The sequence below is a fragment of the Pseudomonas sp. RC2C2 genome (assembly GCF_018390435.1).
GTDB classification, from domain to species: domain Bacteria; phylum Pseudomonadota; class Gammaproteobacteria; order Pseudomonadales; family Pseudomonadaceae; genus Aquipseudomonas; species Aquipseudomonas donghuensis.
Window position 1 is genome coordinate 928,124 of the sequence record NZ_JAHBAX010000001.1, and the last position, 15,651, is coordinate 943,774.

The following is a 15,651-nucleotide window of genomic DNA, read 5'->3' on the forward strand; positions in this document are numbered from 1 at the left end:
CTAGAGGGTCCGTAGCGCCTGACTGCTACGCCTGAACCAGGCCAGCAGGTAATCGGCCAGCACCTGGACCCGCTTCGGCATCCCGCCCTGATAGGGGTGTACCAGAAACAACGGTACGCTGCGCGTCTGATAGTCGCGCAGCAACCACTGCAGGCGACCGTCAGCCAGTTCTGCATGCAGCATGTACGACGGCAAGCGAGCGACGCCAGCACCCAGCAGTGCCGCCTTCTTCAGCAAGCTGTAATGATTGCTCGCAAAGCTTCCGGCCACCTGCACCCGCAACAATTCATGCTGCTGGTGGTACAACCATTCTTCACGGCCACTGTAATGGCTATTGAGCAGGCAACGATGGCCGCTCAAGTCGGCCGGTATCCGCGGCTCTCCATGACGTTGCAGATAGGCTGGGCTGGCACAGGTGAGTTCCTGCATGGCCAGCACCGGACGAGCCACCAGGCGCGCGTCATCCTGCACCTCGGTACGAATCGCCAGATCGAAACCCTCGCCCAAAAGGTCGCGATAACCATTGTTCAGCTCAAGCTCCACCTGCAGGTCCGGGTAGGTGGCGGCGAACTCCATCAGCAACCCCTCGAAGAACGTCTCCCCCAACGACACCGGCACGGTGATACGCACCGGCCCCGCCAGTTCGTCCTTGAGCATGGCCAGGGTTTGCCGTGCCCCTTCCATCTGCCGCACCAACGCCTGCGCTTGAGGCAGCAACATGGCGCCGGCAGCCGTCAGGCTCAGGCGCCGGGTGGTGCGGTGCAGCAACTTCACTGAATGGCTGGCTTCCAGGGCGCTGATGCGCTTGGACAGTTGCCCCTTGCTCCAGCCCAGTTGCTGCGCGGCCAGGGTGAAACTGCCGGCATCCATCAACGCGGCAAAGGCCGCCAGATCGTCGAGGTCGCTCACGGATTGTTTCCACATGAAAACCAAAGGTTGCCTATTAGCACGCTTATCTGCAGAAAAATCCACCCTAGACTTGAGCCTTGTCTTCACTACCCACGAGGAATGGCTCAATGAAAATCCTGTTGATCGGCGCCAGCGGTACCATCGGTTCGGCGGTTGCCAAAGAGCTGGAACAACGTCATGAAGTGCTGCGCATCGGCCGCAGCAGCGGCGACTATCAGGTGGACATCAGCGACAGCGCCTCGATTCGCCGCCTGTTCGAACAGACCGGCCGCTTCGATGCCCTGGTCTGCGCCGCCGGTAACGTGACCTTTGCCCCCCTTGATGAAATGAATGCGGAGCACTTCGCCCTGGGCCTGAGCGACAAGCTGATGGGCCAGGTCAACCTGCTGTTGATCGGCCGCGAGTTCATCAACGATGGCGGCTCATTCACCTTTACCAGCGGTATTCTCAACCGCGACCCGATCCGCTCCGGCGCCTCGGCCAGCCTGGTCAATGGCGCGCTCGATGCCTTCGTCAAGGCGGCAGCCATCGAATTGCCCCGTGGCCTGCGGGTCAACTCCATCAGCCCCAACGTACTGGTCGAAGCCATGCCGGCCTATGCTCCGTATTTCCGCGGGTTCAAGCCGGTGCCGGCCGCCGACGTGGCACTGGCCTATGCCAAGAGCGTTGAAGGAATGCAGACCGGCCAGACCTACCAGGTTGGCTAAGGCCTTGTGATCAGCGACCAGCCTGCGTAACGTGGCGGCACCTTTTGCTCGAGATGCTGGAGTTTGCTTGATGCGTGCCGCCCCTTCGCTGTTGCTTGTCGCCTTGTTGCCGTTGTTTGCCGGCTGCCAGATGCTGGCTGAAAAGCCGCAAGCCGCCTCTACCGCAGGCCAGACCCGCATGCAGGGCGAACTGACTGCCCAGGGCGGACAACTGCTGTTCAAGCCCTGCGAAGAAACCCGCCGCTTTGCTGTCAATGACAGCGGCAACACCGGCCTGCTGCAGGAAGCCAGCGCACTGGCGGCAACGCCCGGCACCCTGTTCGCCGACGTGCGCGGCACGCTGTCGGCCAGCCAGAAAGGCGGCAACGATGGCCAGTTGAATGTGCAGCGCCTGTACCGCGTCGAGCATTCCAGCAGCGCCTGCAGCGATCCCAACTTCAAGCGCCTGACCCTGCGCGCCAGCGGCCATGAGCCGGACTGGAGCCTCAAGGCCGGCGGCAAGGGCATGGTCCTGGAGCGCGTCGGTCAGCCTTCGCTGGCCGTGCCCTACCTGGAAGAACAACTGCCCGACGGACGCTTCAGCCTAAGCACCGAGGCCAACGGCCAGAAAGTCGAACTCTGGGTCGCCCCGCAGCGCTGCGTCGACAGCGCCACCGGCAGCGTCCAGCACCTGAGCGCCGAGCTGCGGGTGGACGGCAAGACCCTGCGCGGTTGTGCCTACTACGGCGGCTCGCGCAACGACTGATCATCGGCGCCTGCGTTTAACCTGTCTGCAAAGGCGGCGAACAGCTTATACTTGGCGGTTTGTGTAAAGCCGCCGGCCGTTCATGGCCGGGATACTGGACCCTGCCATGTTACGAATCACCGAACTGAAGCTGCCGCTGGATCATCCTGATGAAGCCCTGCGCGAGGCCATCGTGCAACGCTTGGGGATCAGCGACGAGCAACTGCTGGACTTCACCCTGTTCAAGCGCAGCTACGATGCGCGCAAGAAGAACAGCGAGCTGCTGTTCATCTACACCATCGACCTGCAAGCGAGCAACGAAGCCGAACTGCTGCAAAAGTTCGCCGACGATCACAACGTCAATGTCGCCCCGGATGTCAGCTACAAAGTGGTTGGCCAGGCCCCTGCCGACCTGCAGGAGCGCCCCATCGTCGTCGGCTTCGGCCCGTGCGGGATTTTCGCCGGCCTGCTGTTGGCGCAGATGGGCTTCAAGCCGATCATCCTCGAGCGCGGCAAGGAAGTCCGCCAGCGCACCAAGGACACCTGGGGCCTGTGGCGCAAAAGCGTGCTCAACCCCGAGTCGAACGTGCAGTTCGGCGAAGGCGGCGCCGGAACCTTCTCCGACGGCAAGCTGTACAGCCAGATCAAGGACCCGCAGCACCACGGCCGCAAGGTGCTGCACGAGTTCGTCAAAGCCGGTGCGCCGGATGAGATTCTCTACGTCAGCAAGCCGCACATCGGTACCTTCCGCCTGACCGGCATGGTTGAGAACATGCGCCACGAGATCCAGGCGTTGGGCGGCGAAGTGCGCTTCGAGCAAAAGGTCACCGACCTGCTGATGGACGACGGCCAGCTCAACGGCGTGGTGCTGGCAAGCGGCGAACAGCTGCACTCGCGCCACGTGGTCCTGGCCCTGGGCCACAGTGCCCGTGACACTTTCCGCATGCTGCATGCCCGTGGCGTGTTCATGGAGGCCAAGCCGTTCTCGATCGGCTTTCGTATCGAGCACCCGCAATCGCTGATCGACCAGGCGCGCCTGGGCAAGTACGCCGGCCACCCGAAACTGGGCGCTGCCGACTACAAGCTGGTGCACCACGCCAAGAACGGCCGTTCGGTCTACAGCTTCTGCATGTGCCCGGGTGGCACCGTGGTTGCTGCTACCAGCGAGCCGGGCCGAGTCGTGACCAACGGCATGAGCCAGTACTCGCGTAACGAGCGCAATGCCAACTCCGGTATCGTCGTTGGCATCACCCCTGAGCAAGATTATCCAGGCGGCCCGCTGGCCGGTATCGAGCTGCAGGAAAAGCTCGAAGCCCACGCGTATTTGCTGGGGGGCAGCAACTACCAGGCGCCGGCGCAACTGGTCGGTGACTTTGTCGCCGGGCGACCCTCCACGGCTATTGGCAGTGTCGAGCCTTCGTACAAGCCTGGCATCAGCCTTGGCGACCTGGCACCGAGCCTGCCTGATTTTGCCATCGAGGCGATTCGTGAAGCGTTGCCGGCCTTCGATCGGCAGATCAAGGGCTACAACCTGCCTGACGCGGTGCTGACCGGTATCGAAACCCGCACCTCATCGCCGCTGCGCATCACCCGCGATGCCAGCATGCAGAGCCTGAACCTCAAGGGCCTGTTCCCAGCGGGTGAAGGCGCAGGTTATGCCGGCGGGATCCTGTCGGCGGGTGTTGACGGGATTCGCATTGCTGAAGCGGTGGCGCGCAGTATGCTGGGCTTGCAGGCCTGATTCATACCGCAACACAGTAATCGCCGGCAACGCCGGCTCCCACAGGGGTCTGAGTCGCAGCGGACCTTGTGGGAGCTGGCCTTGCCAGCGATGGGCTGCAAGGCAGCCCGCCCTTCAAACACCCTCGCGCAATACCGACGCCGGCAACGCCTCACCGCGCTCGACACACGCCTGCACCGCCTCAATCAAGCCCTCCAACTGATACCCCTGCCCGCTCAACCATTCCTGGTCATAGTAAGTGGTGGCATAGCGATCGCCGCCATCACACAGTATTGCCACGATCGAGCCGGCCTCCCCTGCTGCGCGCATCTGCTGCGCCGCCGCCAGGGCGCCAATCAGGTTGGTGCCGCTCGAACCGCCGACCCGTCGGCCCAGGCGCTGCGCCAGGTAATGCATGGCCGCCAGTGACAGGGCGTCCGGCACCTTGACCATGGCATCGATCACTTGTGGCAAAAACGAAGCCTCCACCCGTGGCCGGCCGATGCCTTCAATACGTGATCCGCAGTCCAGGCGCAGGGAACGGTCACCGGTCCTGTAGCTGTCGAAAAATACCGAGCGCTCGGCATCGGCGCACAGTACCCGGGTAGCATGCTGGCGATAGCGCACGTAGCGGCCCAACGTGGCGGTGGTGCCGCCCGTACCCGGGCTGGAGATCAGCCAGCTCGGCTCGGGGAACTGCTCGAAACGCATCTGGGCAAAGATCGATTCGGCGATGTTGTTGTTGGCCCGCCAATCGGTAGCGCGTTCGGCATAGGTGAACTGGTCCATGAAGTGCCCGCCACGTTCCCGGGCCAGACGCTCGGACTCGGCGTAGATCTGCGTCGGATCCTGCACCAGATGGCTCTGGCCACCGTAGAAGGCAATCTGGGCGATCTTCTCCTGCGATGTGCTGGCAGGTACCACGGCAATGAAAGGCAGCCCGAGCAAGCGCGCAAAGTAAGCTTCGGAGATTGCTGTCGAGCCGCTGGACGCCTCGATCACCGGCGCCCCCGGGCGCAACCAGCCATTGCACAAGGCATACAGAAACAACGACCGCGCCAGCCGGTGCTTGAGGCTACCGGTGGGGTGGCTCGACTCATCCTTGAAATACAGCTCGACCTCGGGAAAGCCTGGCAGGGGCAACGGGATAAGGTGGGTATCGGCGCTGCGCTGGAAGTCCGCCTCAATAATGCGGATGGCTTCACGGGCCCACTGGCGGTGATCGGTCATGGTCGATTCTCGGGCAAAAAAGTCGAAGTTCAACAGAACATGTTAGGAAAATTCCGATAACTACTAAAGATACAGCCACGGTGAATTATCGACTGCAACTGCTAGGCTGCAGGGCGTGAGTTGGTTACAGCATATAACAAAAAAGAATATAGTTTTTGTTTTAAAGAATATCACCACAGGGTAGGGTGTGCCCCTATCAGAACCTTCAGGATGGAGAGCGCCCTTGCCCCTGCGTAGCACTTTCACACGTTTCTTTCAGTTGGAAGCTGCCAGCGGTCTATTACTGATTGCTGCAGCCGCCCTGGCCCTGATCATCAACAATTCGCCGCTGTCTTACTTGTACAACGGCCTGCTGGATGTTCCGGTGGTCGCCCAGATTGGCGCCCTGAAAATTGCCAAACCCTTGCTGTTGTGGATCAACGACGGCCTGATGGCCTTGTTCTTCCTGCTGATCGGCCTTGAGGTCAAGCGCGAGGTGGTCGACGGCCACCTCTCCAAGCCCTCGCAGATCGTCCTGCCCGGCGCTGCCGCCATCGGCGGCATGGTGGTACCGGCACTGATCTACTGGTTCCTCAACAAGGACAACCCGGCCGCCGTGGCTGGCTGGGCCATCCCCATGGCCACCGACATCGCCTTCGCCCTCGGCGTGCTGGCCCTGCTGGGCAAGCGCGTACCGGTTTCGCTCAAGCTGTTTTTGATGACCCTGGCGATCATCGACGATCTGGGCGCGATCATCGTCATCGCCCTGTTCTACTCCGGCACGTTGTCGAGCCTGTCGCTGGGCCTGGCGGCGGCCTGCCTGCTGGTGCTGATCGCGATGAACCGGCTGGGGGTGGTCAAGCTCGGCCCGTACATGGTGGTCGGCCTGATCCTCTGGGTCTGCGTGCTCAAGAGCGGTGTGCATGCCACCCTGGCCGGGGTCACCCTGGCGCTGTGCATCCCGCTGCGCACGAAAAACGCCGAGCCCTCCCCGCTGCTGAGCCTGGAGCATGCCCTGCACCCTTGGGTCGCCTATGGCATCCTGCCGTTGTTTGCCTTTGCCAACGCCGGTGTGTCGCTGGCGGGCGTCAGCCTTGAAAGCTTTACCCATCACGTACCCATGGGCATCGCCGTCGGCCTGCTGGTGGGCAAGACCCTCGGGGTATTCGGCTTCGCCTGGGTGATGATCAAGGCAGGCATGGCTGCGTTGCCCGCAGGCGCCAATTGGGGCCAGGTGCTTGGGGTCGCGATTCTCTGCGGCATCGGCTTTACCATGAGCCTGTTTGTCGGCTCCCTGGCCTTCGTCCCGGGCAGCAGCGAGTACGCCGGCATGGACCGCATGGGGATCCTCACCGGTTCCATCCTCGCCGCACTGATCGGCTATGGCATCACCGCGCTGTCGAGTCGCAAGCCCGCCGTGGCCTGAAACTCAAGGCAACAAAAAACCCCGACCGGCGCTGCCGAGTCGGGGTTTTTAATGGCCGGTTCACAACTTCAGTGAGTAACCCGGCTGGTACCGTCGACGGTCATGATCCGCACACGCTCACCGACGCGGAAAATCTCGTTCTGTTGCACCGCCTGTACGTAGGCACGCATGCTGCCGTCGTCTTCACGCACGGTGATTTCCACGCCCTGGGTACGGGTCAGGCCTTCTTCGGCCGCAGAACCTGCCAGGCCGCCGGCCACGGCACCGATCACGGCGGCAACGATACTGCCGCGACCGCCACCCACCGCACTACCGGCGACGCCGCCAACGATTGCACCGGCGCCACCGCCGATCGGGGTTTTGGTACCTTCGATTTTCACCGGCCGCAGCGACTCGATGGTGCCCATGCGCACGGTCTGCACACGGCGCGCTTCATCACGGGAGTACGAATCGCCGGTCAGGCTCGAGGCACAACCGCCAAGCAACAGCGACATTGTGGTGAAGCTTGCCACCAGCAGAACAGATTTACGCATTGGATGATCTCCGTAAGACAGATGCCCATTAGACTCCGCGCATTGACGACTGTCACGACAGATGCGCGGTAAAATTGCTTCCATTCAGCTTCCGTACAGCCTGTTCTATCGGGGCAGCCTGTAGAAACTTCTAGCGCAAGGATAGACATGGATTACTTCATCGTCGTCATCACCACCGTGGCAGGCCTTTACTTCCACTGGTGGATCTACGTTCGCATCAAGCGCTGGATGGACCGTGACCTGGCCTTGTCACTGGCAGGCGAAGACGAAGGCAAGAAGGTCTTCATGCTACAACGTCTGGACAGCGCCAAGGCGCAAAAGGTCAAACGCAGTGAACTGGCGGCCTGGCTGGAGCGCGAGGCCGCCGGTTACCAGGCCGATTAAGGCGCGAGGCGCTCACGCAGCCAGTTGCCCTGCTGCAAGCGGTAATTGAGGCGGTCGTGCAGGCGGCTGGCACGCCCCTGCCAGAACTCGATACGCTCGGGCAACAGGCGATAGCCGCCCCAGTGCTCCGGGCAATGCGGCTGGTTGTCGCTAAAGCGCTGCTCGGTGGCCTTTACCAGGCCTTCGAGCTCGGCACGGTCGGCAATCACCTGACTCTGCGGAGAAGCCCAGGCCCCCAGGCGGCTGCCCAGCGGGCGCACCTGATAGTACTCGTCCGATTCCTGCTGGCTGACCTTGACCACCCGGCCCTCGATGCGCACCTGACGCTCCAGCGCCGGCCAGAAGAACGTCATGGCCGCAAAGGGATTGACCAGCAATTGCTGGCCCTTGGCGCTTTCATAGTTGGTGAAGAAGGTAAAACCTTGCTCATCCAGGCCTTTGAGCAAAACGATCCGGCAATGCGGACGACCATCGCCATCCACCGTTGCCAGGGTCATGGCATTGGCTTCTACCGGCGGTTGCTCGGTTTTCAGGGCGTCATCGAACCACTGACGAAACAACGCGAACGGCTGCTCCGGAGCCAAGGCTTCGGTCAGGCCATCACGGGTGTAATCGCGGCGCATATCGGCCAGGGATTGGGTCATTACTGCGTTCCTTGACGATCAGTTGGTCTTCGCAGGGCTGGTGTTGGCAGCGACTTTTTTCGCCGCCGGTGCCGCAGCCTTTTTCGCTGCTGGCTTGGCGACAGGCTTCTTGGCCGCGGTCTTGGCTGGTGCGGCTTTCTTGGCTGCAGTGGCTTTTTTCGCCGGGGCCTTGGCCGCAGGCTTGGCAGCCGGCTTAGCCGCGACCTTGGCTGGGGCTTTGGCATCCTGCACGGCAACCAGTTCGGCCGGGGTCGGGGTCGGCTGCTTGTACTTGGCCAGCAAGGCAACCATGGTGTTCTGCGGCGTCAGCACCAGCTCGACGCGGCGGTTCAGCGAGCGGCCTTCGAGGCTGTCGTTGGCCGCGCGCGGCATTTGCGAGCCCATGCCACGCAGCATCAGGCGATCACGTTCCAGGCCGCTGAGACGGAAAATGGCGGCCACCGACTGGGCGCGCTCCTGGCTGAGCTTGGTATTGGCTGCCGCGACCCCACTGCTATCGGCATGGCCGAGGACCAGCACTGCGGTCTGCTTGTCGGTCTCGATGGCCTTGGCCACACGGGTGATCGGGCCAAGGGTGACCGGCAGGAGCATGGCCGGACGGTCCGGGTTGTAGGAGCTGTCGACCGGCACTGTCACGACCAACACGTCTTCACGGCGTTCGACTTCGAACTTGCTGTCCTTGATGGCTTCGCGCAGCTTCGGCTCGTAACTGTCCAGCCAGGCCTGGGTCGCCTTGCGGTCGATTTTCGGCACGGCAGCGACCTTGCTCTTGTCGTTCTCGCCAAACGGCCACCACCAGCGGCTGGAGCTGTCCGACTTGGCGTCGGCCTTGGCCACTTTTTCAGTTACCACGTCCTTAACTTCCTTGTCGACGACCTGGTCCGAGCCAAATGGCCACCAGTTGAAACCGACATCAGCGGCCCCGTGTTTCTGAGGATGCTGCGCGCAGCCGGTGACAGCCAGGCACAGGGCGAGAGCTAAGGATTTATGCGAAGACATCAGCGATACACCATGAAAATGAAAGAAATTTGGCCCAGCAATGCAGGGCTTTGGATTTCAGAATAGCCAAAGGGTTCAGGCCACACCGGGGTCAACCGATCAAAGGCAGCTGGCCAATACCCGCACCAGCTTCTGCGCCCGAGGGTCCATGAGCACATAAGGGCCCAGGGTATTGGTAACAAAACCAAAGGAAACATCATGTTCCGGGTCGGCAAAGCCCACCGAGCCGCCCGCCCCCGGATGGCCGAAGGCGCGCGCGCCCAGACCAAAGGTAGCGTTTGCCACGCGTGGCTGATCGAGCATACAGCCCAGGCCAAAACGGGTCTGGGTCAACAAGGTGCGGTCCTGGCCGAGGCTGTGCTCCCGCGTCAGTTCATCCAGCAGTTCCGACTCCAGCAGGCTGCCATCCAGCAGGCCAGCATAGAAACCAGCAAGGCTGCGGGCATTGCCATGGCCATTGGCCGCCGGTTGCTGCATCCGGCGCCACTCTGGCTTGTTGGTACTGGTGAGCATGCCTGGCGGGTTGGTGAAGGCCCGGGTCGACAGGGCCTGTGGCTCACGCAGGGTTACCTGGAGCAGGCGCTGGGCCGCTTCATCGCCCATGTTGCCTTTGCCGCGGGCGATGTGCGCGACTCGATGGAATTCTTCTTCGGCCAGGCCGATATGAAAGTCCAGACCCAGCGGCCTGGCGGTGCGCGCGACGATCGACTCGCCTGGCTCGCGGCCATCTGCCCGGCGGATCAACTCGCCGATCAACCAGCCAAAGGTGATGGCCGCATAACCGTGGGCGGTGCCGGGCGTCCACCAGGGTGATTCGCCAGCCAGCGCCTGGACCATGGTTTGCCAGTCATAGAAGGCTTCGGCCGGCATCAACTCGCGCAAGGCCGGTACGCCGGCGCGATGGCTGAGCAACTGGCGCAGGGTGATCGATTGCTTGTCGGCCTGGGCGAATTCCGGCCAGTAACGCGCCACAGGCGCGTCCAGGGCCAGCTTGCCCTCGCCGACCAACTGCAGGGCCGTCACGGCGGTGAACATCTTGGTGCAGGAAAACAGGTTGGCGATGGTGTCGCTGTGCCAGGCCTCGGCCCCGTCCTTGTCGGCGCTACCGGCCCAGAGGTCGATGACGGTCTCGCCACCGACCTGGATGCACAGCGCTGCGCCACGCTCCTGAGGATCGTCGAACAGCGCCGCAAAGGCTTCACGCACTGCTTCGAACTTAAGCTCGTAATGACCCTGAATCTGCACCCAGCAACTCCCGCAAAACCGGCTTCTCAATAGGGTGTGCATTGTTTCAGTCTGCGCACGATTTGGGAACAGACAGAAGCCGGGCGGTCCACGCCAGACGGCTGCTGTCAGGGGGCCTTGGGCATTTTCTGCGTGGCGACGAAGGTTTTACCGATCTGCTCCTGAGCCTGCAGGTTGCTTTTGCGCACACCGTCGACAAAGCCCTGGAACGGCACATCGGTAATGCCCACCAGGCCGAAGTGACCATTCTCGCCATCGAGCAGACGCCCGCTGGCCGGCTGGTCGAGGTATTGGAACCAGTGCACGCCGACGATCGACGGCTCATCCACAGCGGCCTTGACGAAGCCGGCATAGGCTGGCGCCCTGCCTTCTTCCTTGGCCACTTCCATCGGCCCCGGCCAGAACGGGCCGCGATCACGGGAGCCGAACTGGAACTCGGAGACCAGCACCGGCTTGTCCAGCGCCTTGAGCTGGCTGAAGTCGTAACCGTCCTGCGGTTTGGGCGTGTAGAAGTTGAAGCTGATGACGTCGCAGTACTCGGCACAAGCGGCGACCGCTTCCGGGGTGCTCACGGCATAGCGGCCACCGAGCAACAGGTGATTGGGCGCATGCCATTTCAGCGAGTCTGCAATGGTCTTGAAATAGGTTTCGGCGAAGACCTTCTGGAAGTACTTGAAGTCGGCCTCGATCTCCGGGTGCTCAGGGCTTGGCAGCGGCGGTTCGAAGCCTGGGTCTTCCATCAGCTCCCAGGCCGGCAAGTCAATGCCCCAGGCCTTGGACAGGCCAGCCTGGTTGCGGTATTTGTCGCGCAGCTGCTTGAGGAAGGCGCGCTTGGCCGGCACGTCGGTAGTCAGGCGCAAAGTGCCATAGGCCAGGGCGTAACGGGCCTTGGGGTCATCCCCGGGGGCGGCCCAGGCCAGTTCGTTGTCGGCGAAATAACCGATCAGCCAAGGGTCGTCGCGGTGGTCGCGGGCGGCAATCGCCACCGCACGCTCGGTGGCCATGGCAAAGCGTGGGTCGAACGGGTCGGGCATGCCGCCCCACCAGTCCATGCCGGTGCTGATACTGGCGTAGTCACCGACGATCGACAGCGGCAAGGTGTAGGGCATGCGGCTGGCCTGGCCCAGCGTCGGCTCGCTCCAGTTGCCCAGGGTATTGAAGCCCCAGGCCTGCAGGCGATCGAGGGTATGCCCCTGCCAGCGTTGCTTGTCGAAGCTGGCTACCGGGCATTCAACCGCCGGGGCCTTGTCGCTGGCTGCCACCGGCGTGCACGGTGTGCCATGGCTGCGCTCGATATTGGCGGCATAGAAGTCGAACCAGCGCCCCTGGTTGAAATTGCGGCCACGGGCCGAGCCGTTGCCGTCGTTGTTGTTGCCCTCGCCGTAGAACTGCGCCAGCGCTTCACCCGGTTGCGGCAGTGCGCTGAACATGGCTTCGCGCCCGGCGACGTAAGTGCGACCGCCGTCGGCGGCCACGGTGTTGACGCCCAGGGAGTAGAACGGGTGCCCTTGCGGCGTCACCAGGTACCAGCGGCCCTCGCGTTTTTCAGTACGGAAGAAGCCCTTGGCCTCGAACGCCGGCCCCTCGTTGATGCCGCCGAACTTGTCCAGCTTGAGCTTGCTGCGCTCTCCCAGCCAGCCCTTGAGCTGCTGCTGCTCACGGCTGGCGGCGGCCTTGAGCTGATCGTCGCTGACAATCTTCTCCGGCCAGCGGCCGCGGGTGGACTGGCCATAGCCATCGATCAAGCCGGAGTACACGGCCTTCTGCAACTGGTCGTCATCCTGAGTGCCGACGCGCTCGATGAGGATGCTCTGGGCGACATTGGGCTTGTTCATCGACAAGGTCACCGATACCACCTGCTTGAGGTCGACCTCGCCGGCGCTGCTGGTCAGCAACACCCGCTGGCCCTCATGCACCCAGGGCATCGGCGGCCCGGCACGCATGCCCTGGCTCAGGGGCGAGCTGGCCTTGAGCGGCACATAGACGGTTTGCGCCGGGCCCGCCGGCAGATCGATGCGGCTGGTGAGGGTCTTGCCATCGCTGCTCTGTACCGTCACATCGACGGTCAGCGCCCAGTCCATGGCGCTTTGCAGACGCAAGGTCATGGCCGTGGCACTGGACCAGTCCCAGGCACCGGACTGCGGAGTCAGGCGCAGTTTGGGCTGTTGCACCGGGTTGAACACCACCCGGCGCAGCACCTCGCCCTCGGCCGTCTGCTCTGCGTTGTACTGCGGCAGGCTGGCATCTTCGGTCACCACATTGACCACCGCGGCCGGGCGAACGAAGCTGAACAGCGTCTGTTGCCCGGCCAGCAGCGGCGTGCTGAACAACAGTGCGAATACGGCAGGCAAGGTACGGCGAATCATAGGGCTGGAGCTCTCCTTGAGGGCCCATAGGGCCTTGAACTGAGTGATAGACAACGCCCGGAGCATTGCGCTCCGGGTTTCAGGAAATTTCTCTGCGAAACGGTGGCAACGCATTGAGAATAGCCTTGCCGTAGCGCTGGGTGACCACGCGCCGATCAAGCAGGGTGATGGTGCCGCGATCCTCTTCGGTGCGCAGCAGGCGCCCGCAGGCCTGGATCAGCCGCAGCGAGGCATCCGGCACGGCGATTTCCATGAACGGATTGCCGCCCCGGGCCTCGATCCATTCGGCCAGGGCTGCCTCGACCGGATCATCCGGCACCGCGAACGGAATCTTGGCAATCACCACGTGCTCGCAATAGGCGCCCGGCAGGTCGACGCCTTCGGCGAAACTGGCCAGGCCGAACAGCACGCTGGAATCACCGCCATCGACCCGCGCCTTGTGCTTGTTGAGGGTTTCCTGCTTGGACAGGTTGCCCTGGATGAACACCTGCTTGCGCCAGTCGCGGTCCAGGCCGTCGAACACGTCCTGCATCTGCTTGCGCGAAGAAAACAGCACCAGCGAACCGCGCGAACCTTCCACCAGCTCCGGCAGGTCGCGGATGATCGCCGCAGTGTGGGCGGCGGCATCGCGCGGGTCGGCGCGCAGGTCCGGCACCCGCAGCACGCCGGCATCGGTGTGGTGGAAGGGGCTCGGCACGACGCTGGTGACCGCAGTCTTGGGCAGCCCGGCACGCATGCGGAAACGATCGAACTTGCCCAGCGCAGTGAGGGTGGCCGAGGTCACCAGGGCGCCATGGGCGACGCTCCACAGGTTGCGCCGGAGCATTTCGGCGGCGAGGATCGGGCTGGCATTGACCTCGATGTCGAACAGCGCGCCGCTTTCCGCCAGGGTCAACCAGCGGGCCATGGGCGGGCTGTCTTCCGGGTCCTCGGCGGTGAAGGCGGTCCACAGTTCCCAGTTGCCCTGGGCACGCATCAACAGGCTGCCGAACAACGGGTACCACTCCTCGGCCTGATGGCTGGCGATGCCGATGTTGACTTCGCCGTCCATGCCTTCCTTGAGCAGCTCGGTCAGGCGGGTGAACAGGTCGTTGAGGCGCGAGAACCCCTTTTTCAGCTCGATGCCCATCTCGCGCATGTGCTCGGGGACCACCCCGCCTTCGAAGCGATGACGGGGCCGCTCGCGGCCTTCCATGTCTTCGCCGGGGCGGAAATCGGCGACCTGCTCGCAGGCACTGAACATGAACTGTTGCTGGGCCTTGATCTCGCGGGCCAGCTCCGGCACCTGCTCGATCAGTTTGCCCAGGTCGCCGGGCAGTGGATGCTGGGCCAGCAGTTTGGTCAGGTTCTTGGCGGTTTGCTCGAGCCAGTCGGCGGTCGAGCGCAAACGGGTGTAGTGGGCGAAGTGGCCGATGGCCTTGTCGGGCAGGTGGTGGCCTTCGTCGAACACATAAATGGTGTCGCGCGGGTCCGGCAGCACGGCGCCGCCGCCCAGGGCCAGGTCAGCCAGGACCATGTCATGGTTGGTGACGATCACATCGACCTTGCCCATGCCTTCGCGGGCCTTGTAGAAGGTGCACTGCTGGAAGTTCGGGCAATGGCGGCCGGTGCACTGGCTATGGTCGGTGGTCAGGCGCGCCCAGTCCTGGTCTTCCAGGGCCTGGGGCCAGCTGTCACGGTCGCCATCCCAACGGTTGCCGGCGAGCTTCTCGATCATGCTGGTGAACAGCTTCTGGCTGGCCTCATCGACTTCGATCTTGAAGCCTTCTTCTTCGAATAGCTGGGCAGTGGCCGACTGTGCCTGGCCTTCCTGCAGCAGCAGGTCGAGTTTCGACAGGCACAGGTAGCGGCCCCGGCCCTTGGCCAGGGCGAAGCTGAAATTCAGGCCGCTGTTGCGCATCAGGTCGGGCAGGTCCTTGAAGACGATCTGCTCCTGCAGGGCAACCGTGGCGGTGGCGATTACCAGGCGCTTGCCGGCCGCCTTGGCCGCAGGAATCGAGGCCAGGCTATAGGCCACCGTCTTGCCGGTACCGGTGCCGGCCTCGACCGCGACCACAGCCGGTTCACCGACGCGCCGACCTTCGTCGTCGCAGTCGATATCGCCGAGCACCTTGGCCACTTCGGCAATCATCAGGCGCTGGCCATAGCGGGGCTTGAGGCTCTTGGCTTCGAGAAAACGCGAATAGGCGCCCTGAATCGTGGTTTTGAGTTCGTTGCTGATCATGGTGTCGGGCGCCCGAAGGGCTGGATAAATTTTCAGTGTTTCGGTTGGGTCGCTATCATACCCCGCTATTGCCCTTTGCGCCGAATGGAGATCCCGATGCCCATCTTTGCCCTTCCTTATAGCCTGCATGTTCTGGCCGCCCTGGTGTGGGTCGGGGGGATGTTCTTTGCCTGGCTGATCCTGCGCCCTGCGGCGGTTGCAGCCCTGGATGGCCCCGCTCGTCTGCGCCTGTGGGTGGAAGTGTTTCAGCGTTTTTTCGTGTGGGTGTGGATCGCGATCGCGGTGCTGGCGATCAGCGGTGTGATCATGATCAATACCCGTTTTGCCAGCTTCGAGACGACACCGCGGCATGTTCAGGTGATGATCGGTGGCGCGATTGCGATGTTCGCCCTGTTCTTTCGTATCCAGTCGTTGCTGTACCCGGAACTGCGCAAGGCGGTGCAGGCCGAAGACTGGCCTGCGGGCGCGGCGGTCATGGCGAGGATTCGCCGGATGGTCGGGATCAACCTGATGCTGGGGATCGCAGTGGTGTTGTCGGGTGGAGTGTTGTGGTGAATTGAA

At 63.0% G+C, this 15,651-nt stretch carries 14 protein-coding genes; 6 read left to right on the forward strand and 8 right to left on the reverse strand.

Translation table 11 applies throughout. From position 1 onward, the window contains the following. Window positions 1-909, reverse strand: coding sequence for a LysR family transcriptional regulator (locus KHO53_RS04295; RefSeq protein ID WP_115085663.1), 909 nt, complete (start codon window positions 907-909; stop codon window positions 1-3). 107 nt (window positions 910-1,016) lie between these two features. Here KHO53_RS04295 and KHO53_RS04300 point away from each other — a divergent pair, with 107 nt between their 5' ends. From KHO53_RS04300 to KHO53_RS04310, 3 genes are all read left to right on the forward strand, one after another. Continuing rightward, window positions 1,017-1,616 carry a short chain dehydrogenase gene (locus KHO53_RS04300; RefSeq protein WP_115085662.1) on the forward strand — a complete coding sequence of 200 codons (600 nt, stop codon included), beginning with the start codon at window positions 1,017-1,019 and terminating at the stop codon, window positions 1,614-1,616. A 70-nt stretch (window positions 1,617-1,686) separates the two neighbouring features. Beyond that, entirely contained in the window at window positions 1,687-2,361 is a 675-nt protein-coding gene (locus KHO53_RS04305) for a COG3650 family protein (RefSeq protein WP_115085661.1), read from the forward strand. Between the two features lie 106 nt (window positions 2,362-2,467). Beyond that, a complete protein-coding gene (locus tag KHO53_RS04310) occupies window positions 2,468-4,081 on the forward strand; it encodes an NAD(P)/FAD-dependent oxidoreductase (protein WP_213570025.1) in 1,614 nt (537 codons plus the stop codon). Between the two features lie 114 nt (window positions 4,082-4,195). Here KHO53_RS04310 and KHO53_RS04315 read toward each other — a convergent pair whose 3' ends face one another. Then, window positions 4,196-5,290 carry a PLP-dependent cysteine synthase family protein gene (locus tag KHO53_RS04315; RefSeq protein ID WP_036996634.1) on the reverse strand — a complete coding sequence of 365 codons (1,095 nt, stop codon included), beginning with the start codon at window positions 5,288-5,290 and terminating at the stop codon, window positions 4,196-4,198. Window positions 5,291-5,513: 223 nt separating this feature from the next. Here KHO53_RS04315 and nhaA point away from each other — a divergent pair, with 223 nt between their 5' ends. Further along, a complete protein-coding gene (gene nhaA, locus KHO53_RS04320; protein ID WP_010221080.1) occupies window positions 5,514-6,695 on the forward strand; it encodes a Na+/H+ antiporter NhaA in 1,182 nt (393 codons plus the stop codon). A 68-nt stretch (window positions 6,696-6,763) separates the two neighbouring features. Here nhaA and KHO53_RS04325 read toward each other — a convergent pair whose 3' ends face one another. Continuing rightward, window positions 6,764-7,228, reverse strand: a complete 465-nt coding sequence (locus KHO53_RS04325) for an outer membrane lipoprotein (RefSeq protein WP_010221079.1) — start codon at window positions 7,226-7,228, stop codon at window positions 6,764-6,766. A 147-nt stretch (window positions 7,229-7,375) separates the two neighbouring features. Here KHO53_RS04325 and KHO53_RS04330 point away from each other — a divergent pair, with 147 nt between their 5' ends. Then, window positions 7,376-7,612 carry a hypothetical protein gene (locus KHO53_RS04330; protein WP_010221078.1) on the forward strand — a complete coding sequence of 79 codons (237 nt, stop codon included), beginning with the start codon at window positions 7,376-7,378 and terminating at the stop codon, window positions 7,610-7,612. Here the strand turns inward: KHO53_RS04330 and pdxH are convergent. From pdxH to dinG, 5 genes are all read right to left on the reverse strand, one after another. Beyond that, window positions 7,609-8,256, reverse strand: a complete 648-nt coding sequence (gene pdxH, locus KHO53_RS04335; RefSeq protein WP_010221077.1) for a pyridoxamine 5'-phosphate oxidase — start codon at window positions 8,254-8,256, stop codon at window positions 7,609-7,611. The genes KHO53_RS04330 and pdxH overlap by 4 nt on opposite strands. Before the next feature lie 18 nt (window positions 8,257-8,274). Then, on the reverse strand, window positions 8,275-9,255 hold the full coding sequence (locus tag KHO53_RS04340) for an OmpA family protein (RefSeq protein WP_213570026.1): 981 nt from the start codon (window positions 9,253-9,255) through the stop codon (window positions 8,275-8,277). 99 nt (window positions 9,256-9,354) lie between these two features. After that, a complete protein-coding gene (locus tag KHO53_RS04345; RefSeq protein WP_010221075.1) occupies window positions 9,355-10,500 on the reverse strand; it encodes an EstA family serine hydrolase in 1,146 nt (381 codons plus the stop codon). A 107-nt stretch (window positions 10,501-10,607) separates the two neighbouring features. Further along, window positions 10,608-12,866, reverse strand: a complete 2,259-nt coding sequence (locus KHO53_RS04350) for a beta-galactosidase (RefSeq protein ID WP_213570027.1) — start codon at window positions 12,864-12,866, stop codon at window positions 10,608-10,610. Between the two features lie 79 nt (window positions 12,867-12,945). Next, window positions 12,946-15,090 carry an ATP-dependent DNA helicase DinG gene (dinG, locus tag KHO53_RS04355; protein WP_010221073.1) on the reverse strand — a complete coding sequence of 715 codons (2,145 nt, stop codon included), beginning with the start codon at window positions 15,088-15,090 and terminating at the stop codon, window positions 12,946-12,948. A 96-nt stretch (window positions 15,091-15,186) separates the two neighbouring features. Between dinG and KHO53_RS04360 the strand changes: the two genes are divergently transcribed. Further along, complete coding sequence (locus KHO53_RS04360; RefSeq protein ID WP_010221072.1) at window positions 15,187-15,645, forward strand: CopD family protein; 459 nt, start codon at window positions 15,187-15,189, stop codon at window positions 15,643-15,645. Window positions 15,646-15,651 lie beyond the last annotated feature (6 nt).

Bases quoted from the DNA above. Each gene is read 5' to 3' on its own strand.
- KHO53_RS04300 (WP_115085662.1), top strand. From the start codon at position 1,017: ATGAAAATCCTGTTGATCGGCGCCAGCGGTACCATCGGTTCGGCGGTT.
- KHO53_RS04305 (WP_115085661.1), top strand. From the start codon at position 1,687: ATGCGTGCCGCCCCTTCGCTGTTGCTTGTCGCCTTGTTGCCGTTGTTT.
- KHO53_RS04310 (WP_213570025.1), top strand. From the start codon at position 2,468: ATGTTACGAATCACCGAACTGAAGCTGCCGCTGGATCATCCTGATGAA.
- KHO53_RS04315 (WP_036996634.1), bottom strand. From the start codon at position 5,290: ATGACCGATCACCGCCAGTGGGCCCGTGAAGCCATCCGCATTATTGAG.
- KHO53_RS04325 (WP_010221079.1), bottom strand. From the start codon at position 7,228: ATGCGTAAATCTGTTCTGCTGGTGGCAAGCTTCACCACAATGTCGCTG.
- KHO53_RS04330 (WP_010221078.1), top strand. From the start codon at position 7,376: ATGGATTACTTCATCGTCGTCATCACCACCGTGGCAGGCCTTTACTTC.
- pdxH (WP_010221077.1), bottom strand. From the start codon at position 8,256: ATGACCCAATCCCTGGCCGATATGCGCCGCGATTACACCCGTGATGGC.
- KHO53_RS04340 (WP_213570026.1), bottom strand. From the start codon at position 9,255: ATGTCTTCGCATAAATCCTTAGCTCTCGCCCTGTGCCTGGCTGTCACC.
- KHO53_RS04350 (WP_213570027.1), bottom strand. From the start codon at position 12,866: ATGATTCGCCGTACCTTGCCTGCCGTATTCGCACTGTTGTTCAGCACG.
- dinG (WP_010221073.1), bottom strand. From the start codon at position 15,090: ATGATCAGCAACGAACTCAAAACCACGATTCAGGGCGCCTATTCGCGT.
- KHO53_RS04360 (WP_010221072.1), top strand. From the start codon at position 15,187: ATGCCCATCTTTGCCCTTCCTTATAGCCTGCATGTTCTGGCCGCCCTG.